The following is an 18,667-nucleotide window of genomic DNA, read 5'->3' as shown; positions in this document are numbered from 1 at the left end:
TTTACTTAAGCTTAATTACAGCACCGTCCAGTGCAGGAATATCAACTCTTAATATATCATTAATAAAGAGATGATTACCTCCCTGATAGATATCAGAATAGGCCGAAGAGCTTAATTCAATCTCATTATTTCTTGAAGTATTCTCCATCCCTACTTTACTATAACTGGAATCTAATTGCTCAGATTTTATTCTAACTTCTTTATCTTCAGCACTATTATTGATAAGAACTAAAAGTAAATCATCTTGATATTCTCTTAAGAAAGCATATATCTCAGGGTCATCTAAATCTACTAATTGAATGGTCCCCTTTCTTAAAGCTTCATGCTCATTTCTCATAGCTATAAGGCCCCTAACATATTCTTTCATTTCCTGATCAGGACTTACATAACCCCGATCCTCCCAGATCATTGTTCTCCGATTATCAGGATCTTCTGAACCTTCCATAGCTATCTCATCACCATAATAGATCATTGGAGCACCTGGATAAGTAAATTGAAGTAATTTACTTAAGGCAAAGCGATCTTTATCCCCATCAAGCATAGTTAAATATCGCTGAGTATCATGGCTTCCTAGTAAGTTCTGTAATGAATAAACAGCCTGCTCTGGGTAATCGAAAAATAGCCTCATCATCTGATGGTGGAATTCATCTGCTGTTATTCTTCCCTGACCTGTAAAGTTATTAACTGCATCTCTAAAACGATAATTCATGACAGCATCAAACTCATCGCCTTCAAGATAATCTCTGGCATTTCCCCAGACCTCGCCAGTTAAATAAATATCCTCATCATAACTTTTTACAAAATCACGCCATTCTTTCCAGAAATCAGGGTTAGTTCCCTTTACATCCATTGGCACATCAAGCCTCCAGCCAGCTATGCCAGCATCAAGCCACTGTTCAGTTATTTCAAAAATATATTCTTTTACCTCCGGATTATTTAAATTCAACTCAGGCATGTGACCATAACCCCACCAGGCATCATAATTTGGCTCAACAGTTTCACTCTGTTCATATAAAGGGATTACTGGAAAGTCATGGATATTAAACCAGTCAACATATTCAGAATCTTCGCCATGCTCTACAACATCCTGAAAAGCCCAGTGTTCATAACCTACATGATTAAAAACTCCATCAAGTATTACTTTAATTCCAATAGAATCAAGTTTTTCAACTAAATTTACAAAGAATTCCTGGGAACCCTCCTGGTCACCATAATAAACCAGGCTCTCATCAATATACTCAAAACCAGCTGTATTATATCTATGATACGCACTTGCTTTAAAAATAGGATTAAAATAGATAGCATTTATTCCTAAATCCTCTAAATAAGGAATCTTTTCTTCGACACCTAATAGATCTCCGCCATAATAAGCAAAATATCCGGCTTCAGGATGAATTGAGTTATCTCCATCTACAACCCCATCAGGACCTAATACAGGATCATCTGAAGCTGCTATCCCCTGATCCCAATCTGGAATATAACTCTCATGACGGGTTTCCACATCCTGATAAAGTTCTATTTTACGGGGATCATTATCTGAGCTCCCTTTAGCAAAACGATCAGGGAAGATCTGATAAAAAATAGCATCATAAGACCATTCTGGAGTTTCAAATACATCTAACTCAGAAAGATCAACTGATATAGGTTCTACATCATCAAATTCTTGACCAGCCTCTTCACCATAATATAAAGTATTTGAACCATCTATAATTTCAAAGACATAACTAAATTTATCGTAGTCAATTTCGGTAACTGCTCTATAATATTCACCATTTTCATATATCATAAAAGGCTTAAGCTCTTCTATTCTCTCATTATTAACATCTAATATATGAACCTTTACCTCTTCTACTTCTTCTTTTCTAGTCTGAAACCTAAAAGAAAACTTATTATCAGTCATTAGATTAAAATAACGATGATCACTATTATTATGATGTAAAAGATCTTTAGTAATCTCTCCATCTCCCCTGGAACCAGGCCCTTCAGGGGCATCATCAACTTCGCCAACTCTAATCACAGCATTTTCGCCACCAAACCCATCTGGAGCATAGTCATCTGCATCTTCTGGTGTCTGCCAATTAGTTCCGTCTATGACAAACTTATATTCATATTCCCCAGGCTCAAGATGAACAGTTATTCTATAAACCCCATCTTCTTCTTCCATTAATGTTCTTTGTGGATTCCAATCATTAAATTCTCCAGCCAGATAAACTTCATCTACAGCAATTGGCGGTTCATAACTAAATTCAACCTCAATCAACCCAGGTTCAGGTTCTGTTATAGCCTGAGCATGAAAACCAATAAAAAAAGTTATTATTAACGCCAAAACCGGAACTGATAATTTAATATTTCTTTTAATAATTTTAATCGCCCCCAGTTATTTTATTTTCTTAAAACTGCCCTTACCGGTGCTCCATAGGCTCCTGCAATCTTTATGGGTAAGCAAATCAGCTCATAATTCCCTGGTTTAATCTCTCTAAGATCAACACCTTCCAGAGCAATAGTATCTCCAGCACCTAAAAATATTTCATGGGGTTCTATTAAATCATTAAATGGAGCTATAGAAAAATAATCAATACCTAAAAGTTTAACACCTTTTTTAAGTAGCCAGCTCATCGCCTCAGGAGTAAATGACTGATATTCTTCATGGAAAACGTCATCTCCAATAAAATCACTATTTGCTGTTTTAACAATTAATCTTCTTGTTTCATCAGGTACTTTTCCTTCAAGATCTGAAACTTTAATGTTTTCAGAGCCTTCAACTTCAATAACAAGAACATCACCAATCAAAAGATCTAAATCTAAGTCTACAAGCTTTTTACCTCCATCTACATAATGTCCAGGAGCATCTATATGTGTTCCAAAATGAGTTGAAGTCTTAATCTCACACAAGTTACAACGATCTTCCTTTTCTATCTCCTTTAAATATTTCAATTCATAAGAATCATGATCCGGCCATCCAGGTAAATTTTCATCTAAGGCTAAGGTTATATCATACAATTTCAAAATCTATTCCCTCCAGTAATTATATTTTGATAAAATTATCTTTCATCTAATATTATAGCATATTAAAACAAAGAATTAAGTATTTGACTTGTGAAATACAAAGAATTTTATTATAATTAGTTACAGGTTTATTTAAGACCCAAATTTATTGAAGTTAATTAAGGTGGTATTTTTGATGTTTAAAAAAACAGGTTTTAAAATACTTATCGCATCATTAATGTTCATTGCATTATATTTATTCTGGGATGACATCCAAGCCTTGCAGATACAGGAAATGGTTAATGATGTTGAAAATATTATGGTTGCTTCATTAATTATCCTTGGTACCTTTACACTAAAATCACTTTTTTTCTTTTTGCCATTATTCTTAATCTTTATATCCTCAGGAATGATTCTACCAATAATTCCTGCTGCACTTCTCAGTATACTCGGTGTAACAATTGAATTTTCACTAACATATTTATATGGTTACTTTCTAGGCACAGACCTGGTTGAAAGTATAGTCTCTAAATATCCTAAATTTGATGAAATATTATCTTACAGGTCCAGTAATAATATAAAAGTTGCTTTTTTCTTAAGATTAGCTCCTATGATGCCAGAGCCAGTAAGCCTGGTCTTAGGGGCTACTGGAAACAATTATATTGAATATATTTTAGCTTCAATAATGGGGGTTATGCCAAAATTATTAATCTTTACTTTAATAGGTAATGCTGTTATTAATCCAATTTCCCCAATTGATGTTGCTGTTTTTGTAGGGGCTATATTAATCTGGCTTGCAGCCCTAAAGTTATTTCAAATTCATGACAAAAACAATGGCCAGGAGAAAAATAGCCTTCAAACTGAATAGATATTAAAAACCCCCAGGTTTCTTAGACTGAGGGTTTCTTTATCATATATTAATTAATTTCAACAAAATTATAACCAGCTTTTTCCACTGCTTTTCTTAAAAGACCATAATCAACCTCTTCCTCAAGTTGAATAATAGCATTATCTGCATCAGCACTAACATCTGCCGATAGCACACCATCAATCTTTTCAAGCTCGTTTTTGACACGTCCGGCACAATGTTCACAGGTCATTCCTTTTACTATTACTGTTTTCTCCATTATATTTCCACTCCTTTATACCCCTTTCGGGTATCATTTAACTTTATTTTATCAATCAACTTTAAAACTGTCAAATATAAACCGCCCTATTCCAGGACGGTTTAATAAAATATAAGATTTAATCTTCAATTGTAGTTATAATTCTAAATTCAACTCTTCTCGACTGCTCTTTATCTTCTTCGCCATCAATATAAACTGGATTACTTGAAGACATACCAGTAGATATTAATCTATTTTTCAGCCACTCAAATTCTTCTGAAACCTCTGTTAAAGAAAGACAATATTCCAATGTATTATAAGCTCTGTCCTGAGATAAATTCAAATTATTTTTATATGCCTCAATTTCATCATCAGTTCCCAACCATTCGCTGGATGCATGACCATCAATCCTAATCTCAGCAATCTGTTCACTGTATTCAGAAGCAAGTAAAATATCTAAATACCTTGGAAAGAAATCAGCAATTATATCCTGGAATTCCTCTGTTAACTGGCTACTTCCTGTGGCAAACTTAGTATAAAGTTCATTAAATCTAATGATCAATTGGCCAGGTAAAATTTCTGCCTGCCAGTCATCAAGATAATCTTCAAATTCTTCTTCCATTTCAGCATATATGTTTTCTTGAAGCTCAGTTAACTCAACATCTACAACCTCTGATTCCTCTGCTAATTCTCTTTCTAGACTTTCAACTAGTTGTTCTAATTCAGACTTTTCTTCTTCCAATTCATCTATTCTAGTTAATAATTCTTCACTATCTTCAAGTTCTGATTCCAGCCTGGATTTTTCTTCTTCCAGCTCTTCAATCCTGGCTGTAGAATCTTCACACTCTTCAAGCGCAACCCTTAATTCAGCTCTTTCTGCAATTAAACTATCTCTTTCTGCATGTAAATCTTCAAGTTCTATCTCTAAATCAGAAATCTTCTCCTGACTATTTTCAAGTTCATCTTCTAACTGTTTTATCTCTTCTTCGAGTCTAGAAATTTCTTCTGAGGAATCAGAATAATCTTCTAGCTCAACTCTTAACTCAGCAAGTTCTGCAACCAAGCTATCTCTTTCAGACTGAAGTTCCTGTAACTGTTCTTCATAATCTAAAATCTGTTCCTCTGAATCAGCTAAATCTTCTGCAAGAGTTCTATTTTCTTCCTCAATTTCATCTATCCTTTCATTAAGGTCTTGATATTCCTCAAGCTCTACCCTTAATTCAGCTCTTTCTGCTATTAAACTCCCTCTCTCATCTTGAAGCTCTCGTATTTCTTCATCTTTCAAACTGATCTCATTTTCAAGTTCTGCTACTTTAGTCTCCATTTCTTCTTCCAATTGATTCAAGTCAGTTTCTAAATCAGAAATTCTATTTTCAGATTGCTCTAGCTCATCTAATAAAATATCCTTTTCTGATTCAAGTTCAATAATTCTTTCTTCCATTTCTTCATATTCTTCAAGCTCGACCCTTAATTCAGCTCTCTCAGCGATTAAAGTCTCCCTTTCTTCTTGCCATTCAGTTGCTTCTATAGTTTTTTCTTCTTCTATTTCAGCAAGTTGATTTTCCAGATCTTCAATTTCTGAATTTTTTTCAGCTAGTTCTTCATTTAGCCTACTTATTTCATTTTCAAAACTCTGTTGCTCATCGCTTAGTCTAGATTGAAGTTCATCTAGCTCAGCCTCAAGATCATTAAGTTCATCCTGAAGTTGTTCTCTTTCAGCCAGAACAACCTCAAGTTCTTCCTGATAATTTTCAAGTTCCTGCTGGATTTGTTCTTTATCAGTTTCTAACCTTTCTCGGGTTTCAGTTAATTCTGTTTGAAGTTCTTCAGCTTCCTGTTGACTGGTAATCATATTACTTGCCAGAAAGATTACTGCTATTACAGCTATTATAAAAATAATAATTGCAACTTTATTTTCCTTTAATCTCTCTGCAAAATCTTTGTTTTCGATAAAACTCACCTCCATATGTTTTTAAAGATAAATTATAAAAAATTCTGTAAATTATAAATATATTATATCTAAAGACTTAAAAATAATCAATCATTAATACTAAATTCTTATGTCTATTTCACTCGGATCAAGTCTGAACCATTTTGTATTATAAAACTTAAATTCCTGCCTTATTATTAAAGAAAATACCTTCTCTTTATCGGCTGAATTTAATTTATCAGACCTTGAAAGATCAGAGACTCTTCTGGCATTTTCTTTCTGAACAGTTTCCAGCCTAACATCTCTACCTGCTCTCTTTAATTGTTCTCTATATTCATCAGAAATACCCTTTTCATCAATACCAGCCAGATTATTAATTTCCAATGTTAGCCCCTCCTTTAATATATTATCGTCAGGAAGGAAAGATTATTTAATAGTAATTTAGTCTTAAGTAATACCAGATCATACCTATATATTCATGAATAGCCCTCGTTGACCTTCTTAAACCACTAACCTGAGGGAAGAAATTATAAATACCCCCTGGAAGATTATAGGAAATAAATTCTGCAGGTACAGGTGATATATTCTCATAATAATTATTAAATGCCAGTTCTGATCTTCTTAGATGCCAGGCAGATGTAACAACAGCAAGCTCAGCATCCTGAGCAATTAAATTTAAATTCCTTAAAAAATAAGGATGCTCCATTGTATTGGTTGATTCATGCTCAAGTATTATTTTATCCTCATCAACTCCAAGGCGAATAGCCTGCTCTGCCATTAATTGAACCATCCTATTTCCAGGGCCTTCACTTAATCGACCCTGCATTATCAGATATTCTGCCTCACTATCAAGGAAAAATTTGACCCCTCGATTAACCCTCTGAATTGTTGAATCACCAGGCAATTCAAATTCCTTAGCAGGCCCCTGATATATTCCTCCACTTAAAACTGTTACCGCCTTTATATTATCCGCTGGCAAAAGTAATTCTGAATATCCATAAGGAGTTTCAAGTGGTCTTGCAATTAAAACAGATACAGCTGGAGTACTTACAATACCCAGAACTAAGCTCAGTATGATAAAAGTCAATAAAACAAATTTTCCACCTTTTTCTCTAATATCAAACTTAAGTAAACCATAAAATCCTAGAATAATATTTAAAAACAAAACAATAAATAAAGGAGATAAAATTAATTTAGCCATTAACTATCACTACTATCCTGATTTTTAGAATTATTAAAAATTTCCTTTAATGATTCGACAGCTTCAGCAGAAAAAGATTCAAAATGAAGATCTCTTTGTGGAAAAGCAATATTCACATCATTTTCAGCAAGTAAATCCCACACCTCCATTAAAACCTCGCTTTTAATATTGGCAACTCCTTTTGCTGGATCTTCAATCCAGAACCTCAATTCAAAATCAACTGTATTATCATTAAATTCTTTAAGTAGGCAAACTGGCTCAGGATCTTTGATTATTCTATCATTATGATTCATTGTCTGTAATATAAGATTTTGTACTTGTTTTAAATCACTATCATAGCCAACCCCAACAGTTGTATCAAGACGGACTAAATCATCACTATAAGACCAGTTAATAACCTCATTAGTAATAAAACTTTCATTCGGAATCAAATATTCCTTGCCTGCCAGAGTGACTACAGAGACAAACCTGGTATTTAAAGTTTTAACACTACCAAAAACTTCTCCTATCTCAATAACATCACCTGGTTTAATAGACTTATCTAAAACAATTATTATACCACTAATAAAATTAGATACAATTTTCTGTAGCCCAAAACCTAAACCAACACCAATAGCACCACCGAGAAATGCAAATGCACTAAGATCAATCCCGATACTACTTAAAGCAAACACTAAAGCCGCTGCATATAATACAACCCTAATTGTCTTCTGCACTAAAACCCTAACTGAAGGTGTTAAACTATTAGATCTTTGAAGTCTCCTCCGAAAATATTTTTCAGACCAACTGGCTATCCAGAAGAAAATTCCTAGTATTATTACTCCTCTGATAATCATCATCAGCGAGATCTGAAAATTGCCAAGACTAACTTCTAAATCTTCAAAGAAGGCAACAAAAAGATCATATAAGCCAATTATATTTAAAACAGCAATTATCCAGATCAAATAAGATATCAGACGGACCCAGACAGTTGTTGGCAATAACCAGGTAATAGTCCTTATAATCAACCAGGCTACAAGTAAGTATCCTGCTATTAAAGTTAATGCTATAGGTAAATTCAAGACAGCTGCAATTAAATTATAAAATAATACAAAAATAGAAAGGCCAAATCTATAAGAAATCTCATCCCAGAAAGCAGGCCAGCCTGGCGGTAGATTAAATGGCACTGAGTTTAATATCAACCTGCCTTTATCTCGAATTTTAGTTTTAAATAAATATATAATTCCAGCCAGTATAACCAAAACACCAAGTGAAATCAAATTATGTAAAGCAAAGATCTCTATCTCTATCCAGGAAATTATATCATCTAATAGTCCCATAAATTCTGCTGGCAAATTAAATCCCTCCATTCAATAAATCATCTTAATTTATTATTCTAGCAAAGTATCAATAAGTCCTGCAAATATTAAAAAATAGCCGGCAAAAATTCTGCCGGCCAAATATACATCAAACTATTTCTTTACCCTACCAGTCATATTTAAAGAAATTACCTTTTTCTTCAAATTTTTCTGTCTTTGCTTCTATCTCAACCATCTCATCTACAGATAGCGGTTCAAATTCTCTAGCAAGCTCAATATTTTCTTCAAGCTCTTCAATACTCCCAATACCGATAATAGTTGTCGTAAGAGGAAGGCTCCAGACATAATATAAAGCTTCTTTAATAGAATCCAGTCCACCCTCAGGAACTAATTTACCTCTCCCAAGAGTTTTCATGCCAATAATCCCAATATTTCTTTCAATTAATTCTTCTAGCAAAACTTCCTGAAAAGGTTTATAATGAATATCTGCAGCATTCATAGAAATCAAAGCAGTATCAAAATCAAATTCCTGAATACCCTTTAATAATATCTCAGGATCTTTATGACCAGTTATTCCTAAGTTTCTAATAACACCCTGATCTTTTAATTCTTCAAGAGCTTTAATAACTCCATCCTTAGAAAACATTTCTGATAAATCCTCTTCAGTTCTCACATTATGAACCTGATAGAGATCCAGATAATCAGTCTGCAACCTATTCAATGATCTTTCAATCAATTCCATTGTACCTGAATAACTCCGCTTATGGGTCTTGCTGGCCAGAAAAACCTCGTCTCTTCTATTTTTCATTACCTTTCCAATATTTGATTCACTATCGCCATCTTTATATGCCGGGGCTGTATCAATATAATTAACACCTAAATCAATAGCCCTATTTATTATTTCAATTGCTTCTTCCTGCTTTTCTGAATCTGCAACAGTTATCTCTCCACCAAGACTTATTAGATTGATCTCTTCTCCAGTTTTACCAAGAACCCTTTTCTTTGAATTCAGATTATAAGTCCGGGCCAGCATATCCTTTAAAAAACTTCTTCTATCTCTCATAAATTAGCCCTCCCGCTTTGAATTAAAACCAGCTCATTAATAGACACCTTTTCAGAGTTCGGCCTTAACTTCTCCAGAATTCTTCCAGGATTGCTCCAGAATTCTTCCAGGATTGCTCCAGGTCTTCTCCGGGATTGCTCCGGGATTGCTCCGGGTTAAGTCCTATTACCTTCTGGATTTAATCTTTAATCTCCTTTAATTTTATAATATCAAACAATAATTTTATCAGCAAACATTGCCTGTATATCTTTATACTCTCCCAGCCCTTTCATAATAACTTCAACCTGATAACCTGCCTTTATTAAAGTAGTCTTCCAGCTATCTTCTTTTCCTGCTAAATCCTTCCTGGCATGGCTACCAGCTACCAGCATAAAGGGCGCAAGATATATTTTATTGATATCTAATTTTCCTATTCGAACAAGCAGATTTTCCAGCCTGGGATAGGCTTCTAAATTAGCAATATAAAAGTTCTCCATCCCTGAACCTTTAAATACATAATCTAAGAGTGCATATGAAGAATTTGCAGGATGGCTGGTCCCGTGGCCCATAAATACAACTAATTCATCATCTGCTAAATCTGGCATCTCTTTTTTAAAAATATCAGCAACCTGAAAGTAATCATTCTCTTTAAATAATAATGATTCACCAAATTTAATTGATCTAAAATCAACTTTAAAATCATTCAAAGTTGCCACCAATTCATGATAATCAGAACCAGGTATTATATGGAGGGGTTGGACTGCAACCTCTTTAATTCCTCTCTCGCGCAAATTTATTAGGGCATCTTTAAAATTAAAAGCCTTTAAATTTTTCCTCTTATTTAAAAGCCTTATAATTAAATCTGAAGTAAAGACTCTATTCACATTAAAGTCCGAAAACTTCCTGGCTATAAGATCTTCACAGGGTTTAATAGCCCTATCAATGGCATCAAGATGAGTAGTGCCATGACTGGCCACCAGGATAGACTTTTTTGAGCCCCGCTCATATAAATCAAATGCAAACTCCATTAGCAACCACCTGCTTTCTAACTCTAATTATTTAGTAGCAAACCAGACCACTTTGCCATTTCTCTTAAAGCCAAGCCTTTCAGCCAGTGAAATAGAGGCTCTATTATCAGTAACAATATGAACATAGGGCATCAAGCCAAAATCAATAGTTCTTTTTAATAACTCCATATTAACAGCAGCTGCATACCCCTGACGGCGATATTCCTCTAAAGTATAAGCAATTCCCATTGAACCATCATCACGAACAACTGACCAGGAAATAGGATTGCCTTCATCGTCCCTAATTACTGCAGTTGGCCTTTCCTGAATTGTCTTTTTAATATACTCAAAAGAGGTATCATCTTCAGATTGATAAGTATAATGCTCATCTACAACCTTAGCATCTTCAACTGTTAAACTTTCAATTTCATATTCAGGTTCCTTATAATTAAAGTCATCTGCTTCTAAATAATATAGATAACAGATCTCATGAAAATCAATCTTTCGCTTCTCCCTGATATCATCAAAGAACCTCTTATGCACACCAGAGAATTTTCTCGGCTTTTCTACAGCCATCTCTAAGACATCCTCCCTGGCTTCTTCTTTATAATAAACAATATACCAGTCATCCTTTGTAATTATATAACCATCAGGGTCCTTTAAATCATCAACGAATAAATCATAATCATCCTTTAATCTAATTATACCTGAAGTATTTAAATGAGCTATTTTATCATCTGCTATTAAACTATCTAAAATTTCTGGCTGCTTAACTTTATGCATAGTAATCTGCTCCTTCTTATTAAATTAATAAAGAAAGTTAAAACACCGGTTTTCACCGATGTTTTAACATCTATTATTCTAAATTATTTATTAGTTTCTAGTCATATTCGGCAATGAAAGCCAGGCATTACCTGGATAAGGATGTACCTGATAATTTTCAAATTCCGGTTGAATTAAAGAGACTTCTTCTTCGTAATTAATAAAAGCCTTTGGCTGATCATGATTTAATATCTCCTGGACCTCATGATATATCTCAATCGATTCTTCAGATTCAGGATCTACCTGTCTACCTTCCAGTAATAGTTCATCCATCCTATCATTACTATAATTAATGGTATTAGCAGAACCATCACTTAAATACTGTCGATAAGAAGCTCTATCTGGATCCATTAAACCGCTCCAGCCAAGAATATACATTTCATAATCATCAGTATCATAGACTCTGTCAAGGAATGCTCCCCATTCCTCTATTACAACTTCAACATTAATTCCAAGCTGTCCCAGCTCATATTCCAGCACTTCTGCAATCTGCATTCTAAATGGTTCTTCATTTGTAAAAATCCTCAATTCAACATCTTCTTCAGCAGCAATGGACTCCTCAAAATATTCATGAGCCTTTTCCGGATCATAATCAACAAAATCAAGCTCATCATGGTACCACTGCATATCAGGAGTTATATTAGTCTGGCCAGGCCTTCCGACGCCCTGAAGCACATGTTCAACAATGGCTTCCCTATTTATCATATGAGAAATAGCCAGCCTTAAATTTCTATCCTGCATATATTCATTAGTATTATTAAAGCCTAAATAATTATAACCAGTTCCAGCAACTCTTCTAAGATCAAAATCAGGCTCACTTTCTAAGCGTTCCAATTCCTCTGGAACAACACCGCCATGAAACATATCGATCTCTCCAGCTTCAAAGGCAAGTAACCTGGCTGAGTTTTCTGGAATAGGCCTAAACTCAACAGTCTCAAAATTAGGTTCTCCATCCCAATAATCATCAAAGGATTGTAAAACTAACTTATCATCTCTATCCCATTCATCAAAAGTATATGGCCCTGTTCCCACTGGTTCATCACCAAAATCATCGCCTAAATCTTCGGCAACATCATGTGGAACAATACCAAATCTAGCAATATTATTAATTAAAAATGTATTAACTTCATCTAAATGCAGAGTGACTGTATAATCATCAATAATTTCAACTTCTCCAATGGCTGTATATAGGTCCCGATTAGAAGCATCATTATCAGGATCCAATATCCAATCAATGGTATATTTAACATCTTCAGCAGTCATTTCTCTGCCATGATGGAAGTATACTCCTTCCCTTAAATAAAAGGTGAGTTCTGTATTGTCATCATTATACTCCCAATCAGTAGCCAGTTTCGGCTTTAAAGAAAGATCAAAATCAATATCAATCAAAGGTTCATTAATTAAGTTAATTCTCTCAAATGCAGGCGTATCAACCTCAACCCTGGTATCAAGTCCAGGAGCTTCAGCTCCAGAACCTATAACAACAGTATCTTCTTCAGCCTGCAGACCTATACTCCCTGCCAGAATAAAGGTCAATGCTAATAAAAAAACTAAACTACTCCTCCAGAAATTCTTCATTAAATTAATAGCCTCCTTTAAATTTTTTGAAAATTATGATCCAAAGAAATTATAACATTGACTTACTGACTATTCAAATCTAGCCAGGGACTTTCAGGATAGATCTCGGCAGCCTTAGCCTCTTTTTCTAAAATATTATAGATTATAAAGTTAAATACATGATGTTCTTCCTCAGTGATTTCCAGGAGGATTTCTCGGCCTTTATCAGGATCGCCTCCACCAATCGAGGGGGCATTTAACAGATAATTTCCTTCTAAAAATCTGGCTAATAAATCATCAGGTGCCAATTCCAGAGATCTCTCTAGATATCCTAAAGCCCTATTACCATTTCTAATAGCAAAGAAAGCAGATTTATAATTAAAGAGATGAATATAGGCTTCAGCAATCAACCTATTTGTTAAAGCATTATCCTCTAATTCAACAGCTCTTTCAGCAAATTCTAAAGCATTTTCTAAATGATTTTCTGCCTGATTATTCCCAATCCTCTCTGCTACCTCTGCTCTAAAAAGCTCCAATTCAGCCATCTCAATATTATACTCTAAATCTGATTTATCACTTATATTCTCTTCCATGAGATCGAGCTCAGCTTTTATCTCTTCAACATTTCCTGTACTATAGAACTCCCTGGCAAGTTCATCTAAATCTCTCCGGTATCTATAATCAGATTCAGCCTGAATCCCGGTAGTTGCCATTAAGACAAATATAATAATAAAAGATAAAATATATTTAAATCTAACCATATTAGTATTATACTTTCCCATTGTATTCACCTCTTAATATTATATTTGTCTATAATCAGATTAACTCCTGCTTTAAAGCAGGTTCTTTCATAGAAGAATTAAGACTATCAAATTCTGAAAGATGGATAATTGAATAAGAAATTAAAACTGCCAGAACACCTGAAACTATAAATAAAATACTTGGAGAAATATGATCAAATAATATCCCCATAAGTCCCATAGAGATCGGTGTTAAACCCTGAGTAAAGGTACCTAAAAGCCCAAATACCCTCCCCCTTAAATTATCTGGTATCATCTTCTGAAAAATAGTTATAATCGGGATATTAGCCATTGCATTTAATATACCTAAAAGAACAAGTAATACTGTTAATATAATATATATATTCATAACAGACAAATTATTTAATCCATAATAGCTTAGTGGAAGCCCCATTAAAACCAACAGGCTGCTCTGGGCAGTCAATGTCTTTCCTAAAAACTTAATATTATTTTTAATAGCAATATAATTAATCAGAATCGATCCTAAAATAGCTCCAACAGGGAATGTTGATTTAGCTAATCCAAACAGCATTTCATTAATTTCAAGTATCTGATTATAAATATATGGCAGGCCTACTGAAAATAAACCACCAAATAAAAAGTTTAAAAATAAGAAGATAATAAATAAACCTAAAAGTTCTCTCCGATCAGTTAAAAAGTTAATTCCAAATTTAAAATCTGCTATAAATGACTCTTTCGTATCTGCTTCCTGGCTGATTGGAGGAATATCAATAAATAATTCGGATATGCCGGATAAAATAAAACTTATGCCATTAAAGAAAAATGCCCCTGCAATCCCTAAAGTACCAATTAAAATCCCCCCGGCAGCTGCACCGATAATTTGTGTGAAATTCATACTAATATTTTCCAGAGAGTTTGCTTTCTCTAAGTTTTCTGGCCTAACTAAATTAGGGAAGACTGCACTTACAGCTGGATTGAAAAATGCTCCACTTATTGAAATTAAAACAGTTGCAAATCCTAAAAGAAAAAAGCTGGTCTGTCCTGAATAAATCGCCCATCCTAAAATAAGTACAATTCCGCCTCTTAAAAAATCATTACCAACAATCAAAAGCTTACGATTCACCCTATCAGCAATTAGGCCTCCAAATGGTCCAATCAAGACAGCAGGCAATGTTGACAGAGCCAGTAAAATGCCAGTTGTTGTACCACTACCGGTTAGCTCCAGGACAAACCAGACAAGGGCAATATTATGAATCCCACTGCCTATTCTAGAGACAAACCCACCAGTAAAAAGCAAGATAAAATCTTTATTCCTCCAGATACTTTTGTTTTCCATTATTAATCCCCCTAATTATTTCAATATATTAATATTATAAAACTAATATTTAATAATGTCAAGATTTTAATTAAATATTTTAATATAAAAATTAATATTATTAATTAAGGGGATGAATTTATTTTAATTCTGCGGCCTATACCTGACAGTATTTACTCTCGCCTGAAGCTCTTCTATCTGAGCTAATACATCAGAGTCAGCCAGATTAATATTATTTCTTCTAAAGCTTAAGACCTCTTCAATATTATGATTATTAACAACTGGAGAAATATCTTCAACAAAATTCTCTCTAAAATATACTTCATTAAGGGATTCTAAATATTCCAGTACAGAAATATCTTCAACCTGGTTCTGAGCAAAATTCAATTCCTTTAAATTATTCATACCTGATAAATAAGAAATATCAGAGATATCATTACCTAACAGAAAAAGTATCTCAAGGTTGTGGAGATTATCTAATGCTTCTATATTATCAAAATTATTTCTGCTTAAATGAAGCTCTTTAAGATTAACTAAATTTTTGAGAGAGGTAATATCTTTCACCCTATTATCTGAAAGCGTTAAAATCTCTAGCTCCTCTAATTCATCTAAACCAGAAGTTGTTTCAACCTGATTACCCCAGAGTCTTATAACTCTAAGCTTACTTAAATTATCTAAAGGTCTTAAATCATAAATCTGATTATATCTAAAATTAAATATTTCTAAATTATTAAGGTTAGAAAGAGCTGATATATCTGAGATATAATTATGCTCAAATACCAGTTCTTCAAGCTTTTCTAAAGAGGCAAGTTCAGCAATTGATTCTATCTCATTATCATAGAGATTCAAATATCTCAGATTAACTAAATATTCAATGCCAGATAAGTCTTTAATCCCAGCTTCTATAGCAGTTAAAGACTCAATCTTTTCAACCTGATGTAAATAGACCGGCCCCTCCTCTTTATCTAAAGCCTCAATAACTGCTCTCTTAAGATTTGCATCTTCAAAATCAATAACCTGATCAGCCAGTACAGAACTCTGGCTCATTAAAAGCAGACCTAAAATAATTAAGACTATCATCTTTTTCATTTGTATTACCCCCTGGATAATCAATAAATATTATTAATAAATTAGCTAATTTTGGCTGACTTAATTACCATTTTATGATATAATAAGTCCAGCAAGTCAGAAAAAGAAAGGATGATAAATTTGAAATCTCGAGATATTAAAAAAATTGTCGCAGGCACTCATACAGAAGATGGTGCCGGTGTAAAATTACAAAGGGTGCTCAGCCGAAATACTGTTGTCCATTTCGACCCTTTTCTTCTATTAGATTCCTTTGATTCTGACAACCCTAAGGATTATACTCAAGGCTTTCCCTGGCATCCCCATAGAGGAATTGAAACTGTAACCTATATTATTAAAGGCAATGTAGAGCATGGTGATAGCCTTGGCAATGAAGGAACCATAAAAAATGGTGGTTGCCAGTGGATGACAGCAGGTGGAGGAATTCTCCATCAGGAGATGCCTCAACCTTCAGATAAGATGCTCGGCGTTCAGCTCTGGCTAAATCTCCCATCTAAAAATAAGATGACAACACCACAATACAGGGATATTACAGCTGAAATGGTACCGACAATCAAAGAAAAAGATGCAGAAATAAAAGTTATTTCAGGCAATTATAATAATCAACCTGGAGCTATGGAAGCTGATTATGTTAAAATGTCCTTCCTAGATGTTAAATTAAATAAAGATAAGGCATGGGAATGGCAGCCTCCTGAAAACGACCGGGTTTTCATTTTTACAATTAAAGGCACTGGTGAATTTGGCAATGAATCTAAAGAAATCAACCAAAAAAATGCAATTCTTTTTGAAGATGAAGGCGACAAAATTACTGTTAATGCCATCGATAATGAACTAAGATTTCTAATATTCAGCGGTGAACCATTAAAAGAACCAGTCGCCTGGGGTGGTCCAATTGTTATGAATACAACAGAAGAATTAAATCAAGCTTTTGCAGATATAGATAATGATAAATTTGTTAAAAAGCCAGAAAAGAAAATATAAATCGAAACAATAGAAGGAGGGTTACCCTATGAAAAATGATTGGGAAGCCTTACTAGTTAATTATTTAAGGTTATATCAAAACTTTAACTTGAATGAAAATCATAAATATTATGAACACCTAAAGACAACAATCATTGAAATGGAAAACTTGCTGGAGAATTTAGAGATTGATCCTAATTCAAAGAAACCTATGTCAAAACCGGTCTGTCGCTATTTGAATAGTATTATAGACAGATCACTATATGTTTTTCCGTCATTAGGTTATAATATCCGGGAAATAATGCAGGGACTTCACTGGGAACACGGTTATGAAGAACTCCCTCAAGAACTTGCTGATAATTATGCTTATGCCGAAATTGCAAGTCCAGAAGGGCCAATTAAATCCCAGGAATTAATCTTAGGAATGGTCTTGCTTGGGCCTAACTGTAATTATCCTGAGCATAAACATGAAAAAATTGAAGAATCCTATATTGTAATTAGCGGAGATATAATTCATAATGGTAACGCAGTCTTTCCACCAGGGGGTTTAATCTTTAATGAAGAAGGCAAAAATCATCAATTAGTCACTTCAGATAAAGGAGCTTTATTAATATATTCCTGGACAGCAAAAAAGGATGTCCTGGAAAACTTTGAAATGTCGTTTTAAAAGGCCGGTAAAGCCCGGCCTTCCTTTTGTATTCTAACTATTATTCTTTAATAACATTTCAGAATTATTTGCTGGTGTCCCCTTATCTGTATCACACTGTCCTGAAGCTTCTTTATTGTAATAACAATTTAATATCTGGCCTTCATTAACCCCGGCAAAACCACCAACATGAACTTTACCTTCAACTCTGCCAATTGAATAAGAATAAGTTATCATGCCAAGATTACCGCCAATAAGACCGCCAACAAACTCCTGGCCAGAAATATTACTTTCAGAAAAACTTCTGCTAATTGTTCCATCATTGCCACCAGCCAGACCACCAACAAATTTATCACCTTTTATATCGCCTTTAGAATAAGTTCCAATTATTATCCCGGTATTACCGCCTACAAGTCCACCAACAGTTTCCTTGCCATAAACATCAACTCTTACCCTGGATTTCATTATTACATTTAAATTAGAACCTACTAAACCACCAACATCTTTATCTGCTTTAATTATACCCTGAGCTGAACAGTTTGATAATTCACCTTCATTCCAACCAACCAATCCACCTGAATATGAATTACCAGAGATTTTTATCTTTTCAAGTTTTATATTTTCAAGTCTTGAATATTCAGAAATAGCCCCGAAAAGTCCTAGATCCTGACTTTCTGGTGAATCAATAATAAGATTAAAAATAGAATAATTGTTCCCATCATAAGAACCAGAGAATTTTTCTTGCTTGTAACCAATTGGTTTCCAGCCAGATCCAATTATAAATGCAGATAAATCTATATTTGCAACCTGCTTAAAAGCTCTATTTAAATAATATCTCACATTATATAATTCCTGGGCATTAGCAATTAAATAGGGATTCTCTCTTGTACCCTTACCGCCTGAAAAATTATAATCATCAAATTTAGTCATATTAATCACCTGCTATCACTG

General features: G+C 34.0%; 18 protein-coding genes. 3 read left to right on the top strand and 15 right to left on the bottom strand.

Annotated elements, in window-relative coordinates:
- Position 1: 1 nt before the first annotated feature.
- Together I0Q91_RS01020 and I0Q91_RS01015 are read right to left on the bottom strand one after the other, a co-directional pair.
- Positions 2-2,326, bottom strand: coding sequence for an alpha amylase N-terminal ig-like domain-containing protein (locus I0Q91_RS01020; RefSeq protein ID WP_270452287.1), 2,325 nt, complete (start codon positions 2,324-2,326; stop codon positions 2-4).
- Positions 2,327-2,382: 56 nt separating this feature from the next.
- Entirely contained in the window at positions 2,383-3,006 is a 624-nt protein-coding gene (locus tag I0Q91_RS01015; protein ID WP_270452286.1) for a cyclase family protein, read from the bottom strand.
- Positions 3,007-3,181: 175 nt separating this feature from the next.
- Between I0Q91_RS01015 and I0Q91_RS01010 the strand changes: the two genes are divergently transcribed.
- The gene (locus I0Q91_RS01010; RefSeq protein ID WP_270452285.1) at positions 3,182-3,853 is read left to right on the top strand and encodes a TVP38/TMEM64 family protein; all 672 of its coding nucleotides are present in this window, start codon (positions 3,182-3,184) and stop codon (positions 3,851-3,853) included.
- A 49-nt stretch (positions 3,854-3,902) separates the two neighbouring features.
- On the opposite strand, the gene I0Q91_RS01005 is transcribed toward I0Q91_RS01010, so the two are convergent.
- From I0Q91_RS01005 to I0Q91_RS00950, 12 genes are all read right to left on the bottom strand, one after another.
- A complete protein-coding gene (locus tag I0Q91_RS01005) occupies positions 3,903-4,112 on the bottom strand; it encodes a heavy-metal-associated domain-containing protein (protein WP_270452284.1) in 210 nt (69 codons plus the stop codon).
- A gap of 118 nt (positions 4,113-4,230) precedes the next feature.
- Positions 4,231-6,051 carry an OmpA family protein gene (locus I0Q91_RS14375; RefSeq protein WP_270452283.1) on the bottom strand — a complete coding sequence of 607 codons (1,821 nt, stop codon included), beginning with the start codon at positions 6,049-6,051 and terminating at the stop codon, positions 4,231-4,233.
- A gap of 90 nt (positions 6,052-6,141) precedes the next feature.
- Entirely contained in the window at positions 6,142-6,405 is a 264-nt protein-coding gene (locus tag I0Q91_RS00995; RefSeq protein WP_270452282.1) for a hypothetical protein, read from the bottom strand.
- 46 nt (positions 6,406-6,451) lie between these two features.
- Positions 6,452-7,222 (bottom strand): YdcF family protein, encoded by a 771-nt coding sequence (locus tag I0Q91_RS00990; RefSeq protein ID WP_270452281.1) that lies wholly within the window; start codon positions 7,220-7,222, stop codon positions 6,452-6,454.
- Complete coding sequence (locus tag I0Q91_RS00985) at positions 7,222-8,556, bottom strand: mechanosensitive ion channel family protein (protein WP_270452280.1); 1,335 nt, start codon at positions 8,554-8,556, stop codon at positions 7,222-7,224. The genes I0Q91_RS00990 and I0Q91_RS00985 overlap by 1 nt, the downstream gene beginning before the upstream one ends.
- Positions 8,557-8,686: 130 nt before the next feature.
- Entirely contained in the window at positions 8,687-9,583 is an 897-nt protein-coding gene (locus tag I0Q91_RS00980; RefSeq protein ID WP_270452279.1) for an aldo/keto reductase, read from the bottom strand.
- A gap of 209 nt (positions 9,584-9,792) precedes the next feature.
- Positions 9,793-10,590 carry a sirohydrochlorin cobaltochelatase gene (locus I0Q91_RS00975; RefSeq protein ID WP_270452278.1) on the bottom strand — a complete coding sequence of 266 codons (798 nt, stop codon included), beginning with the start codon at positions 10,588-10,590 and terminating at the stop codon, positions 9,793-9,795.
- A gap of 27 nt (positions 10,591-10,617) precedes the next feature.
- Positions 10,618-11,352, bottom strand: a complete 735-nt coding sequence (locus I0Q91_RS00970; protein ID WP_270452277.1) for a GNAT family N-acetyltransferase — start codon at positions 11,350-11,352, stop codon at positions 10,618-10,620.
- Between the two features lie 90 nt (positions 11,353-11,442).
- Positions 11,443-12,969, bottom strand: coding sequence for an ABC transporter substrate-binding protein (locus tag I0Q91_RS00965; RefSeq protein ID WP_270452276.1), 1,527 nt, complete (start codon positions 12,967-12,969; stop codon positions 11,443-11,445).
- Positions 12,970-13,031: 62 nt separating this feature from the next.
- Positions 13,032-13,730 carry a hypothetical protein gene (locus tag I0Q91_RS00960; protein ID WP_270452275.1) on the bottom strand — a complete coding sequence of 233 codons (699 nt, stop codon included), beginning with the start codon at positions 13,728-13,730 and terminating at the stop codon, positions 13,032-13,034.
- A gap of 34 nt (positions 13,731-13,764) precedes the next feature.
- On the bottom strand, positions 13,765-15,045 hold the full coding sequence (locus I0Q91_RS00955) for an MFS transporter (RefSeq protein WP_270452274.1): 1,281 nt from the start codon (positions 15,043-15,045) through the stop codon (positions 13,765-13,767).
- A 123-nt stretch (positions 15,046-15,168) separates the two neighbouring features.
- Complete coding sequence (locus tag I0Q91_RS00950; RefSeq protein ID WP_270452273.1) at positions 15,169-16,113, bottom strand: leucine-rich repeat domain-containing protein; 945 nt, start codon at positions 16,111-16,113, stop codon at positions 15,169-15,171.
- Between the two features lie 111 nt (positions 16,114-16,224).
- Here I0Q91_RS00950 and I0Q91_RS00945 point away from each other — a divergent pair, with 111 nt between their 5' ends.
- Together I0Q91_RS00945 and I0Q91_RS00940 are read left to right on the top strand one after the other, a co-directional pair.
- On the top strand, positions 16,225-17,091 hold the full coding sequence (locus I0Q91_RS00945) for a pirin family protein (RefSeq protein ID WP_345790917.1): 867 nt from the start codon (positions 16,225-16,227) through the stop codon (positions 17,089-17,091).
- 28 nt (positions 17,092-17,119) lie between these two features.
- Positions 17,120-17,737 carry a dimethylsulfonioproprionate lyase family protein gene (locus I0Q91_RS00940; RefSeq protein ID WP_270452271.1) on the top strand — a complete coding sequence of 206 codons (618 nt, stop codon included), beginning with the start codon at positions 17,120-17,122 and terminating at the stop codon, positions 17,735-17,737.
- A gap of 33 nt (positions 17,738-17,770) precedes the next feature.
- On the opposite strand, the gene I0Q91_RS00935 is transcribed toward I0Q91_RS00940, so the two are convergent.
- Positions 17,771-18,646 (bottom strand): GLUG motif-containing protein, encoded by an 876-nt coding sequence (locus I0Q91_RS00935; RefSeq protein ID WP_270452270.1) that lies wholly within the window; start codon positions 18,644-18,646, stop codon positions 17,771-17,773.
- Between the last annotated feature and the right edge of the window lie 21 nt (positions 18,647-18,667).

The organism is Halonatronomonas betaini (genome assembly GCF_015666175.1).
Classification (GTDB): domain Bacteria; phylum Bacillota; class Halanaerobiia; order Halanaerobiales; family Halarsenatibacteraceae; genus Halonatronomonas; species Halonatronomonas betaini.
Note: the sequence above shows the minus strand (reverse complement) of the source record. Positions and strands in the feature narration are given on the sequence as shown.

Excerpts from the sequence above, each read along its gene's own strand:
- I0Q91_RS01010 (WP_270452285.1), top strand. The coding sequence starts at position 3,182 with ATGTTTAAAAAAACAGGTTTTAAAATACTTATCGCATCATTAATGTTC.
- I0Q91_RS01005 (WP_270452284.1), bottom strand. The coding sequence starts at position 4,112 with ATGGAGAAAACAGTAATAGTAAAAGGAATGACCTGTGAACATTGTGCC.
- I0Q91_RS00990 (WP_270452281.1), bottom strand. The coding sequence starts at position 7,222 with ATGGCTAAATTAATTTTATCTCCTTTATTTATTGTTTTGTTTTTAAAT.
- I0Q91_RS00980 (WP_270452279.1), bottom strand. The coding sequence starts at position 9,583 with ATGAGAGATAGAAGAAGTTTTTTAAAGGATATGCTGGCCCGGACTTAT.
- I0Q91_RS00975 (WP_270452278.1), bottom strand. The coding sequence starts at position 10,590 with ATGGAGTTTGCATTTGATTTATATGAGCGGGGCTCAAAAAAGTCTATC.
- I0Q91_RS00970 (WP_270452277.1), bottom strand. The coding sequence starts at position 11,352 with ATGCATAAAGTTAAGCAGCCAGAAATTTTAGATAGTTTAATAGCAGAT.
- I0Q91_RS00965 (WP_270452276.1), bottom strand. The coding sequence starts at position 12,969 with ATGAAGAATTTCTGGAGGAGTAGTTTAGTTTTTTTATTAGCATTGACC.
- I0Q91_RS00960 (WP_270452275.1), bottom strand. The coding sequence starts at position 13,730 with ATGGGAAAGTATAATACTAATATGGTTAGATTTAAATATATTTTATCT.
- I0Q91_RS00955 (WP_270452274.1), bottom strand. The coding sequence starts at position 15,045 with ATGGAAAACAAAAGTATCTGGAGGAATAAAGATTTTATCTTGCTTTTT.
- I0Q91_RS00950 (WP_270452273.1), bottom strand. The coding sequence starts at position 16,113 with ATGAAAAAGATGATAGTCTTAATTATTTTAGGTCTGCTTTTAATGAGC.
- I0Q91_RS00945 (WP_345790917.1), top strand. The coding sequence starts at position 16,225 with ATGATAAATTTGAAATCTCGAGATATTAAAAAAATTGTCGCAGGCACT.
- I0Q91_RS00940 (WP_270452271.1), top strand. The coding sequence starts at position 17,120 with ATGAAAAATGATTGGGAAGCCTTACTAGTTAATTATTTAAGGTTATAT.
- I0Q91_RS00935 (WP_270452270.1), bottom strand. The coding sequence starts at position 18,646 with ATGACTAAATTTGATGATTATAATTTTTCAGGCGGTAAGGGTACAAGA.